At 70.7% G+C, this 18,029-nt stretch carries 15 protein-coding genes; 6 read left to right on the forward strand and 9 right to left on the reverse strand.

Annotation, left to right across the window (positions count from 1 at the left end; translation table 11 throughout):
- Nucleotides 1-252: 252 nt before the first annotated feature.
- The 3 genes from J2X68_RS36250 to thyX all read right to left on the reverse strand — a co-directional run bounded on the left by J2X68_RS36250 (nucleotide 253) and on the right by thyX (nucleotide 3,934).
- Complete coding sequence (locus J2X68_RS36250) at nucleotides 253-1,938, reverse strand: ribonuclease J (RefSeq protein WP_310436864.1); 1,686 nt, start codon at nucleotides 1,936-1,938, stop codon at nucleotides 253-255.
- Between the two features lie 127 nt (nucleotides 1,939-2,065).
- Complete coding sequence (dapA, locus tag J2X68_RS36255) at nucleotides 2,066-2,965, reverse strand: 4-hydroxy-tetrahydrodipicolinate synthase (RefSeq protein ID WP_310436865.1); 900 nt, start codon at nucleotides 2,963-2,965, stop codon at nucleotides 2,066-2,068.
- Between the two features lie 228 nt (nucleotides 2,966-3,193).
- Nucleotides 3,194-3,934, reverse strand: coding sequence for an FAD-dependent thymidylate synthase (gene thyX, locus J2X68_RS36260; RefSeq protein ID WP_310436866.1), 741 nt, complete (start codon nucleotides 3,932-3,934; stop codon nucleotides 3,194-3,196).
- A gap of 187 nt (nucleotides 3,935-4,121) precedes the next feature.
- On the opposite strand from thyX, the gene J2X68_RS36265 reads away from it, so the two are divergent.
- Together J2X68_RS36265 and J2X68_RS36270 are read left to right on the forward strand one after the other, a co-directional pair.
- Nucleotides 4,122-4,358 (forward strand): hypothetical protein, encoded by a 237-nt coding sequence (locus J2X68_RS36265; protein ID WP_310436867.1) that lies wholly within the window; start codon nucleotides 4,122-4,124, stop codon nucleotides 4,356-4,358.
- A gap of 89 nt (nucleotides 4,359-4,447) precedes the next feature.
- On the forward strand, nucleotides 4,448-4,999 hold the full coding sequence (locus J2X68_RS36270; RefSeq protein WP_310436868.1) for a hypothetical protein: 552 nt from the start codon (nucleotides 4,448-4,450) through the stop codon (nucleotides 4,997-4,999).
- Nucleotides 5,000-5,085: 86 nt separating this feature from the next.
- On the opposite strand, the gene J2X68_RS36275 is transcribed toward J2X68_RS36270, so the two are convergent.
- The 5 genes from J2X68_RS36275 to rpsO all read right to left on the reverse strand — a co-directional run bounded on the left by J2X68_RS36275 (nucleotide 5,086) and on the right by rpsO (nucleotide 10,648).
- Nucleotides 5,086-5,541: a hypothetical protein gene (locus tag J2X68_RS36275; protein ID WP_310436869.1), complete on the reverse strand. Its 456-nt coding sequence runs from the start codon at nucleotides 5,539-5,541 to the stop codon at nucleotides 5,086-5,088.
- A gap of 7 nt (nucleotides 5,542-5,548) precedes the next feature.
- Complete coding sequence (gene dapB / locus J2X68_RS36280) at nucleotides 5,549-6,301, reverse strand: 4-hydroxy-tetrahydrodipicolinate reductase (RefSeq protein WP_310436870.1); 753 nt, start codon at nucleotides 6,299-6,301, stop codon at nucleotides 5,549-5,551.
- Nucleotides 6,302-6,347: 46 nt separating this feature from the next.
- Complete coding sequence (locus J2X68_RS36285) at nucleotides 6,348-7,727, reverse strand: pitrilysin family protein (protein ID WP_310436871.1); 1,380 nt, start codon at nucleotides 7,725-7,727, stop codon at nucleotides 6,348-6,350.
- Nucleotides 7,724-9,943 carry a polyribonucleotide nucleotidyltransferase gene (locus tag J2X68_RS36290; RefSeq protein WP_310436872.1) on the reverse strand — a complete coding sequence of 740 codons (2,220 nt, stop codon included), beginning with the start codon at nucleotides 9,941-9,943 and terminating at the stop codon, nucleotides 7,724-7,726. Before J2X68_RS36290 ends, J2X68_RS36285 begins: the two co-directional genes overlap by 4 nt.
- Before the next feature lie 417 nt (nucleotides 9,944-10,360).
- Nucleotides 10,361-10,648: a 30S ribosomal protein S15 gene (gene rpsO, locus J2X68_RS36295; protein WP_020128575.1), complete on the reverse strand. Its 288-nt coding sequence runs from the start codon at nucleotides 10,646-10,648 to the stop codon at nucleotides 10,361-10,363.
- Between the two features lie 370 nt (nucleotides 10,649-11,018).
- On the opposite strand from rpsO, the gene J2X68_RS36300 reads away from it, so the two are divergent.
- Both J2X68_RS36300 and J2X68_RS36305 read left to right on the forward strand, forming a co-directional pair.
- Nucleotides 11,019-11,315, forward strand: a complete 297-nt coding sequence (locus J2X68_RS36300; RefSeq protein WP_310436873.1) for a DUF397 domain-containing protein — start codon at nucleotides 11,019-11,021, stop codon at nucleotides 11,313-11,315.
- A gap of 45 nt (nucleotides 11,316-11,360) precedes the next feature.
- Nucleotides 11,361-11,501 (forward strand): hypothetical protein, encoded by a 141-nt coding sequence (locus tag J2X68_RS36305; protein WP_310436874.1) that lies wholly within the window; start codon nucleotides 11,361-11,363, stop codon nucleotides 11,499-11,501.
- Nucleotides 11,502-11,549: 48 nt separating this feature from the next.
- Here J2X68_RS36305 and eccD read toward each other — a convergent pair whose 3' ends face one another.
- Nucleotides 11,550-13,061 (reverse strand): type VII secretion integral membrane protein EccD, encoded by a 1,512-nt coding sequence (eccD, locus tag J2X68_RS36310; protein ID WP_310436875.1) that lies wholly within the window; start codon nucleotides 13,059-13,061, stop codon nucleotides 11,550-11,552.
- A 257-nt stretch (nucleotides 13,062-13,318) separates the two neighbouring features.
- Here eccD and eccCa point away from each other — a divergent pair, with 257 nt between their 5' ends.
- Complete coding sequence (eccCa, locus tag J2X68_RS36315; RefSeq protein WP_310436876.1) at nucleotides 13,319-17,284, forward strand: type VII secretion protein EccCa; 3,966 nt, start codon at nucleotides 13,319-13,321, stop codon at nucleotides 17,282-17,284.
- Between the two features lie 130 nt (nucleotides 17,285-17,414).
- Nucleotides 17,415-17,963 (forward strand): hypothetical protein, encoded by a 549-nt coding sequence (locus J2X68_RS36320; RefSeq protein WP_310436877.1) that lies wholly within the window; start codon nucleotides 17,415-17,417, stop codon nucleotides 17,961-17,963.
- The last annotated feature ends 66 nt before the right edge of the window (nucleotides 17,964-18,029 follow it).

Raw genomic sequence — 18,029 nt, forward strand, 5'->3', positions numbered from 1 at the left:
GATCTTTTCTCGACCCGATTTCCTCGGTGCTTTCCAGGTTCCCGCTTTTGTTTCGCGGTTTCCTTTCCGGCGGTTCCGACTTTATCAGAAGTTCTGAGTCGGTTTTCCCGGCCCCTCCCGGGAGTGGATCCGGGGCACGAGGCGTACCGGGTTCCCGTTCGGGCGGAGACGTAAACGTACTGGAGCGGGGCTCCTCGATGCAAATCGAGGAGCCCCGCTCCGTGCTCACGCCTACGAGCGGTCGTACGACGCTCAGACCTCGACCACGACCGGGAGGATCATCGGCCTGCGGCGATAGGTGTCGGAGACCCACTTGCCCAGCGTGCGCCGGATGAGCTGCTGCAGTTGGTGGGGCTCGACCACGCCGTCCTGGGCGGAGCGTTCCAGGACCTCGGCGATCTTCGGGGTGACGGCCGAGAAGGCCGAGTCGTCGATGCCGGAGCCGCGGGCCTGGATGTGCGGGCCGCCGGTGATCTTGCCGGTGGAGGAGTCCACGACCACGAACACCGAGATGATGCCCTCGTCGCCCAGGATCTTCCGGTCCTTGAGGGCCGGCTCGCCCACGTCGCCGACCGAGAGGCCGTCGACATAGACGTATCCCGCCTGGACCTTGCCGGAGATCTTCGCCTTGCCCTCGACGAGGTCGACGACCACGCCGTCCTCGGCGATCACGATGCGGTCGTGCGGGACACCGGTCATGGCGCCCAGCTCGGCGTTGGCGCGCAGATGACGCCACTCGCCGTGGACCGGCATCAGGTTCTTCGGGCGGCAGATGTTGTAGAAGTACAGGAGCTCGCCCGCGGACGCGTGGCCCGAGACGTGCACCTTGGCGTTGCCCTTGTGGACGACGTGCGCGCCCCACCGGGTCAGGCCGTTGATCACGCGGTAGACCGCGTTCTCGTTGCCGGGGATGAGGGACGACGCCAGGATCACCGTGTCGCCGGGGACGATGCGGATCTGGTGGTCGCGGTTGGCCATGCGGGACAGGGCCGCCATCGGCTCGCCCTGCGAGCCCGTGCACACGAGGACCACCTCGTGATCGGGCAGGTCGTCGAGCGTCTTGACGTCCACCACCAGGCCCGGCGGGACCTTCAGGTAACCCAGGTCGCGGGCGATGCCCATGTTGCGGACCATCGAGCGGCCCACGAAGGCGACCCGGCGGCCGTACTCGTGCGCCGTGTCCAGGATCTGCTGGATGCGGTGGATGTGGCTGGCGAAGCTGGCCACGATGATCCGCTTGCGGGCGTTCCCGAAGACCGTGTGCAGGACGTTGGAGATGTCCCGCTCGGGCGCGACGAAACCGGGGACCTCGGCGTTCGTGGAGTCGGAGAGGAGGAGGTCGATGCCTTCCTCGCTCAGACGGGCGAACGCGTGGAGGTCCGTGAGGCGGCCGTCCAGCGGGAGCTGGTCCATCTTGAAGTCGCCCGTGTGGACCACCATGCCCGCCGGGGTGCGGATGGCGACGGCGAGGGCGTCCGGGATCGAGTGGTTGACGGCGATGAACTCGCAGTCGAAGGGGCCGATGCGCTCACGGTGTCCCTCCACCACCTCGAGGGTGTACGGACGGATCCGGTGCTCCTGGAGCTTGGCCTCGATGAACGCGAGGGTCAGCTTGGAGCCGATCAGCGGGATGTCCGGCTTCTCCCGGAGGAGATAGGGGACGGCGCCGATGTGGTCCTCGTGACCATGGGTGAGGACGATGCCCTCGATGTCCTCGAGGCGGTCCCGGATGGACGTGAAGTCCGGCAGGATCAGGTCGATTCCGGGCTGCTCCTCCTCGGGGAAGAGCACACCGCAGTCGACGATCAGCAGACGGCCGTCGAATTCGAAGACCGTCATGTTCCGGCCGATTTCGCCGAGGCCGCCGAGCGGGGTGACCCTGAGGCCGCCCGCCGGGAGCGGCGGGGGCGGGGCAAGTTCGGGATGCGGATGACTCAAAAGACTCTCCTCAACCACGCGCGCCACGTACCGGTGGGCACGTGGCGCGCATGACGTTCGTGCAATAGCAGTTGTCGTTGTGGATTGCAGGCACCGGTGGCCTGCTATTCAGTTGTGAAGTCTGTTGTCAGAGCTGTACCCCGCCCGCCGCAAGATCGATCTTGAGCTGTTCGATCTCTTCGGGCGAGCACTCGACCATGGGCGAGCGCAGGGGGCCGGCGGGCAGGCCCAGCAGGGTGAGGGCGGCCTTGGTGGTCATCACACCCTGGGTGCGGAACATGCCCGTGTACACCGGGAGCAGCTTCTGGTGGATCTCGGTCGCCTTCTGGACGTCTCCGGCGGTGAACGCCTCGACGAGGGCGCGCAGGTCCGGGGTGACCACGTGGCCGACGACGGAGACGAAGCCGACCGCGCCCACGGAGAGCAGCGGCAGGTTCAGCATGTCGTCGCCGGAGTACCAGGCCAGGCCGGAGCGCGCGATGGCCCAGCTCGCGCGGCCCAGGTCGCCCTTGGCGTCCTTGTTGGCGACGATCCGCGGGTGCGCCGCGAGGCGGACCAGCGTCTCGGTGCTGATCGGGACACCGCTGCGGCCGGGGATGTCGTAGAGCATGACCGGCAGCTCGGCGGCGTCGGCGACGGCGGTGAAGTGCCGGTACAGGCCCTCCTGAGGGGGCTTGTTGTAGTACGGGGTGACGACCAGGAGGCCGTGCGCGCCGGCCTTCTCGGCCGCGCGGGCGAGTCCGACGCTGTGGTGGGTGTCGTTGGTGCCGACGCCGGCGACGACGTGGGCACGGTCTCCGACGGCCTCCAGGACGGCTCGTACCAGGTCCGATTTCTCCGCGTCGCTGGTGGTGGGGGACTCGCCGGTGGTGCCGTTGACGATCAGGCCGTCGTTGCCTGCGTCCACCAGGTGGGTGGCGAGCCGCTGAGCGCCGTCGAGGTCGAGTGCGCCGTCCGCCGTGAAGGGCGTGACCATGGCGGTGAGGACCCGCCCGAAGGGGGTCTGCGGAGAGGAGGTCGGAGCCATGGGTAACACGCTACTCGTTGCTCACCGCGGGGTCTGCCCGCGGGGGGTACGGAAAGTCATGACAAAGATGGAACCCGGCACTGCCTGCTCGGGGGTTCAAGCAGTGCCGGGTCCGTTTGATCAGGCTAGATGAACTTCTCTAAATGCCGCAATACGGACACTTCGCACGGATGATCCGTACATACGTCTCCGTCGCTCGCGTTTCCGTGCCGGCCTTCGTCGCGGTCGTCAGGGCGCCACTCGGCCGTTGGCGTTGAAGGCCGCGTACGTGAGGGGCATGAGCTCGGCCCACGCGGCCTCCATCTTCTCGCCCACCATCTCGATCTCCCGCTGCGGGAAGGACGGCACCTTCGCCAGCTCGTGCTGGGTGCGCAGGCCGAGGAAGTGCATCAGCGAGCGCGCGTTGCAGGTGGCGTACATCGACGAGAACAGGCCGACCGGCAGGACCGCACGGGCGACCTCGCGGGCGACGCCGGCGGCGAGCATCTCCTGGTAGGCCTCGTAGGACCGGAGGTAGGAGTCCTCCATGGCGCGGCCGACGAGCTCCTGCTGGGCCTGGGTGCCCTCGACGAAGACGTACTTGCCGGGGCGGCCCTGCTGAACGAGCTTGCGGGACTCGCCGGGGACGTAGAAGACGGGCTGGAGCTCCCGGTAGCGGCCGGACTCCTCGTTGTACGACCAGCCCACGCGGTGGCGCATGAACTCGCGGAAGACGAAGATCGGGGCGCTGATGAAGAAGGTCATCGAGTTGTGCTCGAACGGGCTGCCGTGCCGGTCGCGCATCAGGTAGTTGATCAGGCCCTTGGAGCGCTCCGGGTCCTTGCCCAGCTCGTCCAGGGACTGCTCGCCGACGGTCGAGACGCGGGCGGCGAAGAGCACGTCGGCGTCGGACGCGGTGTGCTTGACCAGTTCGACGGTGACGTCGCTGCGGAAGCCGGGCTTCAGGTCGTCGGCGGGGCTGTCGGTCACGGTGCGGGGGTCCTTCCATCGCGTCTTCGGAGCGGCGCCAACTCTACGGGGGCCGCCGAGCCGGACGTCCACGGGCGTGCCGCGGGATTCGTGCGGGACGACTGCTGATATGAGGCACCTTTTCGGGCACCCGCTCGTCTGTACCAGTGAGACACCCGATCGAAGGTCCCAGGAGGACGTACCCATCATGTTCCGCCGGCGCGAGCCCGTACCCTTCGCCTTCCTCGCCGAGGCCGACCGGTTCCGTAGCAATGTCGCTCCCCCGCCCTCCGAGCGGTCCTCCGCCGGTCAGATAGCCGGGCGTTGGCTGCTGGGGCTCACCATCGTGGCCGCCCTGGTGGGGTCCCTGGTCATCGGGATGCCGGCGCTCAGCCTGGACCACTCGGCGCAGACACAGCAGTCGCAGGCGTCCCGGGGGCACTGACGCCATCCGGCCCCCCGATGGTGGTGAGCCGGGACACAGACGGATAACCTCACCGGCACAGCCCACGCATGGACGAGTGAGGACCAGCCGTGCCCCTGCCCTTCCTGACGGCCGACCGCGCATTCGAGGCGGCGGACGACGTCGCGTTGCCCTTCGAGGACCGCGAGCGCTGGCGGCGCCCCTACCGGCCGGGCCCCTGGCGGGTCGGGGTGGCCGCGTTGGCGCTGCTGCTCGCCTCCTACGTGCTGTTCGCCGCCGTCATCATCGCGCTGACCGGGTCGGCGTCCGAGGCCGGTGCGATCTTCGCCTGTTCCCTGCTCGTGATCGGCGCCGCCCTGCGGTTGCTGCGTATGGGTGTGTGGGTGAGCGACCGCGGGCTGCGGCACGTGCGTTTCCTGCGCACCCGCACGCTGCCCTGGGAGCGCGTCGTGGCCGTGCGGACGGTGCAGCAGCCGGTGCGCTGGCTGGGGCTGCCGCGGACCGTGCAGGGGCAGGCCCTGACCGTCGGACGGCGGGACCGCCCCGAGGAGGCCACGCAGTTGCTGACCACGCACGGGGCGGACTTCCTGGCGCGCGCCGAGGCGTTCGACCGGGCGGCTGACTCGATCGAGGCCTGGGCCGCGGAGAACCGGCGCGTCTGATCCCACGGGCACCGCGACCGGCAGCCGTCCGGACATGCGAAGGGGCCGGTCCGCCACCGTGCGGGCCGGCCCCTTCGGCGTACGGCTCAGGCGGTGCGCACCGGCTTGCCGTCGTGCAGGCTGATCGCGCGTTGCATCGCCTTGCGGGCCCGGGGGGTGTCCCGGGCGTCGTGGTACGCGACGGCGAGGCGGAACCAGGTGCGCCAGTCGTCCGGAGCAGCCTCGGTCTCGGCCTTGCGGCGGCCGAACACCTCGTCGGCGGAGTCGCGGTCGACGCGGCCGGCCGCGGTGCGCTTCAGATCGTCGACGGGCAGCCCGCCCTCGGCGTCGAGTTCGGCGGCGAGGGCGTTGGCCCGGCGGACGAACTGGGTGTTCTTCCACAGGAACCAGACGCCGATGACCGGCAGGATCAGCACCGCCACACCGAAGGTGACGGTCAGCAGGGTGCCGGCCTGGATGAGCATGACGCCGCGGCTGCCGACCAGGACGAAGTAGAAGACCAGGACGGCGGCCGTGACGGCGTAGGAGAGTTTGGCTCGCATGTCAGCCTCAGCCGAGGTCCAGGAAGTTCTCCAGGCCGAAGGTGAGGCCCGGAGTCGACACCACCCGGCGGGCGCCCAGCAGGATGCCCGGCATGAAGCTGCTGTGGTGGAGCGAGTCGTGGCGGACCGTGAGGGTCTCGCCCTCGCCGCCCAGCAGCACCTCCTGGTGGGCCAGCAGCCCGCGCAGCCGGACGGCGTGCACGGGGACGCCGTCGACGTTCGCGCCCCGCGCTCCGTCCAGGCCCGTCTCCGTGGCGTCCGGCGCCGGGGCGGTGCCCGCCGCCCGGCGGGCCTCGGCGATGAGCTGGGCGGTGCGCGTGGCGGTGCCGGAGGGCGCGTCCACCTTGTTGGGGTGGTGCAGTTCGACGACCTCGACGGACTCGAAGTACGGCGCGGCGATCTGCGCGAACTTCATGGTGAGGACGGCTCCGATGGAGAAGTTCGGCGCGATGAGCACGCCCGTCTCCGGAGACTCGGCCAGCCGGGCCTTCAGGTGCGCGAGGCGCTCCTCGGTCCAGCCGGTCGTGCCGACCACGGCGTGGATGCCGTGCCGTACGCAGTAGTCGAGGTTGTCCATGACCGAGGCGGGCGTGGTCAGTTCGACCACGACCTGGGCGCCGTTCTCGGTCAGGGTCTCGAGCTTGTCGCCCCGGCCGAGGGCGGCCACCAGCTCCATGTCCTCGGCGGCCTCGACCGCCCGTACCGCCTCGGAACCGATCCGGCCCTTGGCGCCGAGGACCGCCACGCGCAGCTTGCTCATCTGTTGTGCTTCCTTACCGAAATCGCCGAAGGCGTGCCGAAGAGGGTCAGGCGACCGCGTCGTGCAGTCGGGAGGCCTGTTTGTCCTTGAGCGGGCCGATGACCGACAGCGACGGACGTCGTCCCAGGATGTCGCGGGCCACCGAGCGGACCTCGTCCGGGGTCACCTCGGCGATCCGGGTCAGCATGTCGTCGACCGACATCTGCTCGCCCCAGCACAGTTCGCTCTTGCCGATGCGGTTCATGAGCGCGCCGGTGTCCTCCAGGCCGAGGACTGTGGAGCCCTTCAGCTGGCCGATGGCGCGGACGATCTCCTCGTCGGACAGGCCGTGCTCGGCGACCTGGTCGAGCTCGTCCCGGCAGATCTTCAGCACGTCGTGCACCTGGCTCGGGCGGCAGCCCGCGTACACGCCGAAGAGGCCGCAGTCGGCGAAGCCCGATGTGTACGAGTACACGCTGTAGGCCAGGCCGCGCTTCTCGCGGACCTCCTGGAAGAGGCGGGAGGACATGCCGCCGCCGAGGGCGGTGTTCAGCACGCCGAGGGCCCAGCGCCGGTCGTCCGTGCGGGCCAGACCCGGCATGCCGAGAACGACGTGCGCCTGTTCCGTCTTGCGGCCGATCAGCTCGACGCGGCCCGCGGCGCGGATCGCGCGCCGGCCGTCGCGCGGGGCGATGGGCGTGGCGTGCGGGTCGGTGAGGGCGCCCGCCTTCTCGAAGGCCGCGCGGACCTGGCGTACGACCTTGTTGTGGTCGATGTTGCCGGCGGCGGCGACCACGAGGTGGGTCGGGTCGTAGTGCTTCTTGTAGAAGCGGCGGATGCGGTCGGCGGTGAGGGCGTTGACCGTGTCCACGGTGCCGAGGACCGGGCGGCCGAGGGCGTTGTCGCCGAACATCGTGTGCGCGAACAGGTCGTGCACGCAGTCGCCGGGATCGTCCTCGGTCATCGCGATCTCCTCGAGGATCGCGCCGCGCTCGACGTTGACGTCCTCCTCACGGATGAGGGAGCCCGTGAGCATGTCGCAGACGACGTCGATGGCGAGGGGCAGGTCGGCGTCGAGCACGCGCGCGTAGTAGCACGTGTACTCCTTCGCCGTGAACGCGTTCATCTCGCCCCCGACCGCGTCTATCGCGGAGGAGATGTCCAGCGCGGACCTGCGGTTCGTCCCCTTGAAGAGGAGGTGCTCCAGGTAGTGCGTGGCGCCGTTCAGGGACGGCGTCTCGTCGCGGGAGCCGACGTGCGCCCAGATGCCGAAGGTGGCGGAACGGACCGAGGGGAGGGTCTCGGTGACGATGCGCAGGCCGCCCGGGAGGGTGGTCTTGCGGACGACGCCGATGCCGGCCGTGCCCTTGATCAGAGTTTGGGTACGGGCGACGGCCCGCGCCTCCGAAGAGGTGCGGGCCGTCGCCTGGGAGCTACTCGACGTCACTTGTCGGTGTCGTCCTTCGTGTCCTCATCAGCTTCCTCGCCCTCGATCACGGGGATCAGGGAGAGCTTGCCGCGGGAGTCGATCTCGGCGATCTCGACCTGGACCTTGTGGCCCACACCGAGCACGTCCTCGACGTTCTCCACGCGCTTGCCGCCGGCGAGCTTGCGGATCTGCGAGATGTGCAGCAGACCGTCCTTGCCCGGGAGCAGCGACACGAACGCACCGAAGGTGGTGGTCTTGACGACCGTACCCAGGTAGCGCTCGCCGACCTCCGGCATGGTCGGGTTGGCGATGCCGTTGATCGTGGCGCGGGCGGCCTCGGCCTGCGAGCCGACCTGGGCACCGATGTAGATGGTGCCGTCGTCCTCGATCGTGATCTCGGCGCCGGTGTCCTCCTGGATCTGGTTGATCATCTTGCCCTTCGGGCCGATGACCTCGCCGATCTTGTCCACGGGGATCTTGACGGTGATGATCCGCGGGGCGTTCGGGGACATCTCGTCCGGCGTGTCGATCGCTTCCATCATCACGTCGAGGATGTGGAGGCGGGCGTCGCGGGCCTGCTTGAGGGCCGCGGCCAGGACGGAGGCCGGGATGCCGTCCAGCTTGGTGTCGAGCTGGAGGGCGGTGACGAACTCCTTGGTGCCGGCGACCTTGAAGTCCATGTCGCCGAAGGCGTCCTCCGCACCGAGGATGTCGGTGAGGGCGACGTAGTGCGTCTCGCCGTTGATCTCCTGGGAGATCAGGCCCATGGCGATACCGGCGACGGGGGCCTTGAGCGGCACACCGGCGTTCAGCAGTGACATGGTGGAGGCGCAGACCGAGCCCATGGACGTCGAGCCGTTGGAGCCGAGGGCCTCGGACACCTGACGGATCGCGTAGGGGAACTCCTCGCGCGTCGGCAGGACCGGCACGATGGCGCGCTCGGCGAGGGCGCCATGGCCGATCTCGCGGCGCTTCGGGGAGCCGACGCGGCCGGTCTCGCCGACGGAGTACGGCGGGAAGTTGTAGTTGTGCATGTAGCGCTTGCGGGTCACCGGGGAGAGGGTGTCCAGCTGCTGCTCCATCCGGAGCATGTTGAGGGTGGTGACGCCCAGGATCTGGGTCTCGCCACGCTCGAACAGCGCCGAGCCGTGCACGCGCGGGATGGCCTCGACCTCGGCGGCGAGCGTACGGATGTCCGTGACGCCGCGGCCGTCGATGCGCTTCTTCTCCTTGATCACGCGCTCGCGGACCAGCTGCTTGGTGAGCGAGCGGTACGCGGCGGAGATCTCCTTCTCGCGGCCTTCGAACTCCGGCAGGAGCTTCTCGGCGGCGAGCGCCTTGACGCGGTCCAGCTCGGCCTCGCGGTCCTGCTTGCCCGCGATGGTCAGCGCGGAGGCGAGCTCCGGGCGGACGGCGGCGGACAGCGCCTCCAGGATGTCGTCCTGGTAGTCGAGGAAGACGGGGAACTCGCCGGTGGGCTTCGCGGCCTTGGCGGCGAGGTCGGCCTGGGCCTTGCAGAGCACCTTGATGAAGGGCTTCGCGGCGTCCAGACCGGAGGCGACGACCTCCTCGGTCGGCGCCTCGGCGCCGCCCGCGACCAGCTGGATGGTCTTCTCGGTGGCCTCGGCCTCGACCATCATGATCGCGACGTCGCCGTCCTCCAGGACGCGACCGGCGACGACCATGTCGAAGACGGCGTCCTCGAGCTCGGTGTGCGTCGGGAACGCGACCCACTGGCCGTTGATCAGCGCGACGCGGACGCCGCCGATCGGGCCGGAGAAGGGCAGACCGGCCAGCTGCGTGGACGCGGAGGCGGCGTTGATCGCCACGACGTCGTACAGGTGGTCGGGGTTGAGCGCCATGATCGTGGCGACGACCTGGATCTCGTTGCGCAGGCCCTTCTTGAAGGACGGGCGCAGCGGGCGGTCGATCAGGCGGCAGGTGAGGATGGCGTCCTCGGAGGGGCGGCCCTCACGGCGGAAGAAGCTGCCGGGGATCTTGCCGGCGGCGTACATCCGCTCCTCGACGTCCACCGTGAGGGGGAAGAAGTCGAGCTGGTCCTTGGGGTTCTTGGAGGCGGTGGTGGCCGACAGCACCATGGTGTCGTCGTCCAGGTACGCCACGGCGGAGCCGGCGGCCTGCTTGGCCAGGCGGCCCGTCTCGAAGCGGATGGTGCGGGTGCCGAAGGTGCCGTTGTCGATGACGGCCTCGGCGTAGTGGGTCTCGTTCTCCACTAGCATTTTCTCCGTTACTTGTCGTCTTTCGTCCCTCGCTGCCCGTGTGGCAGGGGGACGGTGGCGGAGAAACGCTCGGTGCGGGCCGGTCTTCGATCGAAGCACCCGGGGATGTCTTTCCCGGGGGCCACTACCGAGGACCGGCGGCTGCTAGGCGCGCTTCTCCTCGTTCGGTGGGCGTGCTGACGTTCACCCGCAGCGAGTGCACGTCATCACGCTGTGTCGTACGTGTGTCGTTGTGCTACCACACTACAAAGCGTTGGTGACACTCCGCACGTTTCCGCACGGCGACGGGGCGTACGACGGCCCCGCCGCGGGCGGGTACCCGCTTGCGCCGATACGTACCGATGTGTGCCGATGCGTACGGCAAAGGGGAGCGGTCCCGATGGTCCGGGAACCGCTCCCCCTCACGGCGTTCTACTTGGCGCCCGCCGCACCGCGACGGATGCCGAGGCGGTCGACCAGCGCACGGAAGCGCTGGATGTCCTTCTTGGCCAGGTACTGGAGAAGGCGGCGACGCTGACCGACCAGGATCAGCAGACCACGACGGGAGTGGTGGTCGTGCTTGTGCGTCTTGAGGTGCTCGGTCAGGTCCGAGATCCGGCGGGACAGCATGGCGACCTGGACCTCGGGGGAGCCGGTGTCGCCCTCCTTCTGGCCGAACTCCGTGATGAGCTGCTTCTTCGTAGCGGCATCGAGCGGCACGCGTACTCCTCGTAGTCTTTGAGTGGCCACCGAGTGCCCCCGGTCTTGGTCTCGGGGGAGCTTCCGTTACTCGGGTGGCGGGGATCCGCTGAGCGCGGCCCTCAGAACCTTCAGGGACTCCCTGAGGGTGTTTCCGGGGGTGCGTACACAAACGGCCGAAAGCCAGGGTAGCAGCCCGGGGCGTCGGGCCTGTCCGGGACGGCGCGGCACCCGGCCGGGCCGTATCGCCCCGCGCGGGGGCAGTGTACGGGCGACGACGCCGGGCGGGAACGTAAAAGAAGAACCTCTGAGCTGGGGGAACGCGGGCAAGTAGGCTGGCGCCACAGCTCGTTGGAACTGCGGGAACTCAGCGGAGAGGGTCGGAGCCGACATGGCCGATGCCGAGGACAAAGACGTCAAAGCGCGCAAGGAGCGGGAGCGGGACGAGCTGTACGCGCTCGACATCTCCGGCGTCGAGTGGCAGTGCGCCCCGGGCACGGAGGAGCACGAGGAGCGCGTCGAGATCGCCCACCTGCCCGCGGGGGCCGTGGCGATGCGGTCGTCGCTCGACCCGGAGACGGTGCTGCGTTACACGGAGGCGGAGTGGCGGGCCTTCGTGCTGGGCGCCCGGGACGGCGAGTTCGATCTGGAGCCGGCGCCGCACGACGGGGAGTCCGCGGCACGGTAGCCGGGCCGCCCCGGCCGGTAAGGACCGGTACGCACGGGCACGGCGGTGACGGCGGTGACGGCGGTGACGGCGGTGACGGCGGTGACGGCGGTGACGGCGGTGACGGCGGTGACGGCGGTGACGGCGGTGACGGCGGTGAACGGGCGCCGGAGCCGTGGGGGTACGGACCTGGGCCGGATGGACTAGCGGGTGGGACGAAGGCCGCGCCCGGCGTCCTCAGGCGCCGGGTGCGGGTCAGCTCGTCATGGAGCGGGCTGCCGCGTACACGTCGAAGACGGCCAGGGCCAACGGGACGAGCGTCAGCAGGACGAAGCCCTCGGCGAGCTCCATGAAGCGGCCCCAGAACGGGGTGAGACCGCCCCGCGAGCCGATCAGGCCGATCGCGGTGACGATCGCGGCCGCCGCCGCGATCGCCGCGACGAGCCAGACGGTGCGGAGGTCCAGGTCGGCGCGGTCGCCCGCCAGCGCGTCGCGGATCACCGAGTGCGGCGGGTTCAGCGCAAGCCCGAGCCCGAGCAGGACGAGGGAACCGAGGCCCGCCGCCAGTACGGGGGCGACCTGCGCGGTGTAGCGGAACAGGTGGGCGCGCATCAGCAGCGCGATGCCCGCGGCCAGGGCGAGGAGCCGGGCCCAGACGTCGTCGGAGAACCCGAGGACCGCGCAGGCGCCGACCGTGATCACGGCGCAGCCGCCCACCAGGCCGACCAGGAGTTCGTGCCCGCGACGGGCCTGGGCGGCGATCCGCTCGGCGTCCACCGGCTCCCGCGGGGCGGGATCGGCGCCGTACGCGCCGCGCGGGGCGGAGGCCGGGGTGTCGAAGCCGATCGGCAGCCGGGCGAAGCGCATGGACAGGCCGGGCAGGAAGGCCAGCGCGCCCACGCCGACGGGGGCGCACAGCGCGGCGGTCTCGGCCGGTGTCCAGTGCGCGAGGGTCGCCGCGAACACCGCCGCCAGGCCGGCGCCGGAGGCCACGACGAAGGCGACGAACGGGCCGTCCCCTCGCGGGGAGCACAGCGTGAGCAGCACCGCGGCCAGCAGCACCGCTGCGCAGGCGGACAGGAACGCGGGCCTGCCGATGCCCTGGCCGTCGGCGAGCGGGAGGAGTCCGGAGCCCGCCACCCCCACGTTGGGCAGCGCGCCGAGCCCGAGGGCGACGGCCGAGCCGCGGTCGTCGTAGACACGGGCCCGGACACCGGCGAGGGCGACCAGCAGGACGCCGACGACCGCGGCGAGGACGCCGGGCAGGCTGTGCATGTCGTGCCGCGGGTCGCCGCTCCAGGCCACGAAGGCGAGCAGGGCCGGCAGGACCCCGCCGCCGACGAGGCCCGCGGCACGGGTCAGCTCACCGCTCCACAGGGTGTGCTCGCGCGTCACGGCCGCGGCGACCGCCTCCGACACGTCGTCGAAGACGGCGGGCGGCAGCGACTCGGAGAAGGGGCGCAGCGTGAGGAGCTCGCCGTCGAGGATGTGCTGGGCGGCGAACGAACGGGAACTGTCGAGGACGGTGCCGTCCCTGCGGACGAGGTGGTAGCCGACCGGGGCGCCCTCGGCGGGGCTCTGCCGGGAGAGCCTGAGGATCTCCGGGTGGATGTCGGCGACGGGGACGTCGTCGGGCAGCGCCACGTCGATCCGGCTGTCGGGGGCGACGATGGTGACCCGGCAGAAGCCGAACCCCGTCCCGGCCGCGGGAACGGCTCCGGGGCCGCGTCCTTCTCCGGTGGCTGCCGCGGAGGCCGCGATACTCACCTGCTGCTCCCCCTCAGTGCTGGTTCCGCGTCTGCGTGTTCGGCGTCGGGCGGCGGTGTGAAGGTTCCGTGCCGGATGGCGCGCGGCGCCTCCCGCGGGTGTGCTCACGCGAACATCCGGCACCCTACCGCCCCTTGGTCGTACAGGCAGTCAGTAGGATCACGCGGCGGCCTGCGTCCGTCCGGTACGGGGCGGCGGACGAGGTTTTCCGGGGCCGTGCAAGGGGATTCGGGGCCTCGCAAGGGGATTGGTGAGCTGTGAGCCACATCGTCGTGAAGCGCCAGCCACGGGCTCTGCCGTCCGAGGTGCCCACCGGTGAGGTCGTCCTTCAGCCTCCGCCGGAGCTGCCGCGGGGTCATCAGGAGAGCGTGCTGATGCAACTGCTGCCGACGCTCGGCATGGGCGGCTCGGTGGTCTTCTTCTTCACGAGCGGGCAGCCGTTCATGCGCATCATGGGCATGGTCATGATCGCCTCGACCGTGGCCATGTCGATCGCGATGGTGGTGCGCTTCCGGCGCGGTTCGCAGGGGCAGTTGGCGGATCTGCGCCGCGACTACCTGAGCTATCTGGCGCAGGTGCGGCGGACCGCGCTCGGCACCGCGCGGGCACAGCGCGACGCGCAGTACTACCTGCACCCCTCCCCCGAGCAGCTGTGGGCGCTGGTCGCCGAGGGCAGCCGGGTGTGGGAACGGCGGCCCGGGGACGAGGACTTCGCCCAGGTCCGCGTCGGTCTCGGCGCGCAGGCCCTCGCCACCGCGCTGATCGCTCCCGAGACGGGCCCGGTGGAGCAGCTGGAGCCGCTGACCGCGGGCGCGCTCCAGCGCTTCCTCGCCGTCCACGACAGCCTCGACGACCTGCCGATGGCCGTCTCGCTGCGCGCCTTCTACCACGTCACGGTCAGCGGTGAGCCGCTCTCGGTGCGCTCCTGCGCCCGCGCCATGGCCGGTTCGCTGGCCGCGCTGCACTCGTCCGAGGACCTGGTGCTCGTCGTGGCGGCGGGCCGGGACGAACTGCCGCACTGGGAGTGGGCGAAGTGGCTGCCGCACGTCCAGGCGTCCGGGGCGGTGGACGGGGCGGGCAGCCGCAGGCTGATCGGCGCCGACACCCGTGAGCTGGAGAACCTGCTCGGGGCTCGGCTGACCGGCCGCCCGCGGTTCCATCCGCACGCGACGCCGCTGCCCGACGAGCCGCACATCGTCGTCGTCCTCGACGGCGTCTCCCTTCCCCCGGACTCGGTCCTCGCCAACCCCGAGGGGCTCCAGGGCGTGACGGTCCTCGAGATCGTCCCCGGTGAGCCGACGGGGGCCGGCGGTGAGCTCGACATCGTCGTACAGCCCGGCGCGCTGCGGCTGGAGTCGGGACACGGGGCCGTCTACGAGGGGACGCCCGACGCGCTCTCCCCGGAGTCGGCCGAGGCGCTCGCCCGGCAGCTCGCCCCGTTGCGGATGGCGACCGGCGGGGACGACGACGAGCCGCTGCTGGCCAATCTGGAGTTCACCGACCTGCTGAGCCTCGGGGACGCGGCGTCCGTGGACACCCGCCGCACCTGGCGGCCGCGTTCGCTGGCGGAGCGGCTGCGGGTGCCGATCGGGGTGGGCGAGGACGGCCGTCCGGTGATGCTGGACCTCAAGGAGGCGGCACAGGAGGGCATGGGCCCGCACGGCCTGTGCGTGGGCGCGACCGGTTCCGGAAAGTCCGAGCTGCTGCGGACGCTGGTGCTGGGCCTGGCGGTCACCCACTCCTCCGAGACCCTGAACTTCGTCCTCGCCGACTTCAAGGGCGGCGCGACCTTCGCCGGCATGGCGCAGATGCCGCACGTGGCGGCCGTGATCACCAACCTGGCGGACGATCTGACGCTGGTCGACCGGATGGGCGACTCCATCCGGGGCGAGCTCAACCGCCGTCAGGAGCTGCTGCGCGACGCGGGCAACTACGCCAACATCCACGACTACGAGAAGGCGCGGGCCGCGGGGGCCGCTCTGCAGCCGATCCCCTCGCTGGTCCTGGTGATCGACGAGTTCAGCGAGCTGCTGACCGCGAAGCCGGACTTCATCGAGATGTTCGTGCAGATCGGCCGGATCGGCCGCTCGCTCGGTGTGCACCTGCTGCTGGCCTCGCAGCGCCTGGAGGAGGGCCGGCTGCGCGGCCTGGAGACGTATCTGTCGTACCGCGTCGGTCTGCGCACCTTCTCGGCGGCGGAGTCGCGGGCGGCGCTCGGCGTGCCCGACGCGTACTCGCTGCCGAACGTGCCGGGTTCGGGCTTCCTGAAGTTCGGCACCGACGAGATGGTGCGGTTCAAGGCGGCGTACGTGTCCGGGGTCTACCGCTCGGGCGCTCAGCGGACGGCGCCGGGGGGCGGCCCGCTGCCGGTGGACCGGCGGCCGGTGCTGTTCACCTCGGCCGAGGTGCCGGTGCGGTACGCGCAGGTGCCGCAGGCCCGCCCGTCCGGGGACGCGGAGGTCGACGACGCGCTGGCGGACACCGTGCTCGACGTGATCGTGCGCCGGCTGGAGGCGCAGGGCCCGGCGGCGCACCAGGTGTGGCTGCCGCCGCTGGACAGCCCGCCGTCCCTGGACGCGCTGCTGCCGGGGCTCACGGCGGTGCCGGGCCGTGGCTTCACCCAGCCGGGTTACGAGGGCGCGGGCCGGCTGGTGGTTCCGGTCGGGCTGGTGGACAAGCCGTTCGAGCAGCGCCGCGACTCGCTCTGGGCGGACTTTTCCGGCGCCGCGGGCCATATGCAGATCGTCGGCGGCCCGCAGTCCGGCAAGTCGACCCTGCTGCGCTCGCTGATCTGCTCCTTCGCTCTCACCCACACCCCGCACGAGGTGCAGTTCTACGGCCTCGACTTCGGCGGCGGCGCGATGGCGTCGGTGGCGGGCCTGCCGCACGTGGGCGGCGTCGCCTCCCGGCTCGACCCGGAGCGGGTACGGCGCACGGTGGCCGAGGTGTACGGCGTGCTGACCCGCCGGGAGGAGTACTTCCGCTCGGCCGGCATCCCGTCGATCGCGGAGTTCCGGGCCAGGCGGGCCCGCGGGGACATCTCGGTCACGGACCAGCCCTGGGGGGATGTGTTCCTGGTCGTCGACGGATGGGGCAACTTCCGGTCCGAGTACGAGGCGATGGACCAGGTGATCCTCGACATCGCGGCGCGCGGGCTCGGCTACGGCGTCCACCTGGTGCTGACGGCCTCGCGGTCGATGGAGGTCCGGGCGGCCCTCAAGGACCACCTGATGAACCGTCTCGAGCTGCGGCTCGGCGACACGATGGACTCCGAGATCGACCGCAAGGTGGCCGCGAACGTCCCGGCGGGCGTGCCGGGCCGTGGCCAGTCGCCGCAGAAACTGCACTTCATGGCGGCGGTGCCGCGCATCGACGGCCTCTCCTCCGACACGGACCTCGCCGACGCCACGCAGGCGCTGACCGCGGAGGTCGCCCGCCAGTGGCAGGCGGCGCCCGCTCCCGAGGTACGGCTGCTGCCGCGCGAGTTCCCGGCCGGCTCGCTGCCGCCGGGCGACCGCTTCCCGCGCCGCGGGGTGGCCTTCGCCCTCGACGAGGACCGGCTCGAACCGGTCTACGTCGACTTCGAGCAGGATCCGTTCCTCCTGGTCTTCGGCGAGAGCGAGTCCGGCAAGTCGAACCTGCTGCGGCTGCTGATCCGGCAGCTGACCCAGCGCTACGCGGGCAACGAGTGCAAGCTGTTCGTGGTCGACAACCGGCGCTCCCTGCTGGACGTGACGCCGGAGTCCCACCTGGCCGAGTACATCCCGATGTCCAACGCCATGGACCACCACATGGCCGCGCTGGCCGACCTGATGAAGCGCCGGGCGCCGACGGCCGAGGTGACGGCACGCCAGCTCCGGGACCGCAGCTGGTGGCGCGGGCCGACGGTGTTCGTCGTCATCGACGACTACGACCTGGTGGCGACGTCGAGCGGCAATCCGCTGGCGGGCCTGACGGAACTGCTGCCGTTCGCCCGGGACGTCGGGGTGCGGTTCATCATCGCGCGGTCTACGGCGGGCGCGGGGCGCGCGTCGTACGAGGCGTTCATGCAACGGATCAAGGAGCTGGGCGCCCAGGGCGTCGTGCTCGCGGGCGACCCCGGGGAGGGCGACCTCCTCGGCGGCGTCCGCCCGCGCCCGATGCCCGCGGGACGGGGGATCTTCGTCTCCCGGCGACGGGGGAAGCCGTTGGTGCAGGTGGGGTTGGCGCCGGAGGGGGAGTGACGGATGGGCGTACTGCCCCGCCGTCCGTCCGGGGGACTTGTCGGACGCTGAAGCCGGTCTGATGCGGGGCCCCGACCGCACCCGTCGCACGCCCGCTCGAAGATCCCGCCGTCCAGGGAGGCCCCTGACCGTGCAGTACACACCGATCCCGCTCTCCGCGACGCTTCGACTCCTTGCCGTCGTGACGGCATCGCTCGCCGTCGGAACCGCCTTGTCCGGATGCTCGAGCGGCGAGAAGCAGGGGTATTCCCTGCCACGGTCCCTGTGCGGGGTGTCCGTGGACCCTGACCTTCTGGCACCGTTCCTTCCGCCCGGCGAAGAGGTTTCCACCCGGCAGGCCACGCCCAACGGTGGGACCCAGCGCTGCAACGTGAGCGTCGACGGTGAACTCGCTCTTGTGGCAGGACGATTGTGGTGGGAGAAGGCAGGAAGCGTAGCCGACGTCGCCGCCGTGCACGCGCAGGTCAACAAGGGGAAAGTGATCACCGGCCACGACTTCCTCCATTCCGGGACCGGCGCGGTCGGGAAGGTCGGGGGGTGCACGGATCCGGCTCATCCGGACCAGGCTCTCTTCACCGTCGTGCAGGTCTTCGCCTCCGGTCGGAAGAGCCCGTCCACGATGCAGCGCCTCATCACCGACTACACCGAGCAAATAAAGAAGGGGAGTGACTGCACGTGATCTCGATCTCGGCCCGAACCTGCGCAGGAATGGAGCTCCGGCGCCTGACGCGGTAGGGGTGGGGGC

The sequence above is a fragment of the Streptomyces sp. 3330 genome (assembly GCF_031456635.1).
In the GTDB taxonomy this organism is placed as follows: Bacteria; Actinomycetota; Actinomycetes; order Streptomycetales; family Streptomycetaceae; genus Streptomyces.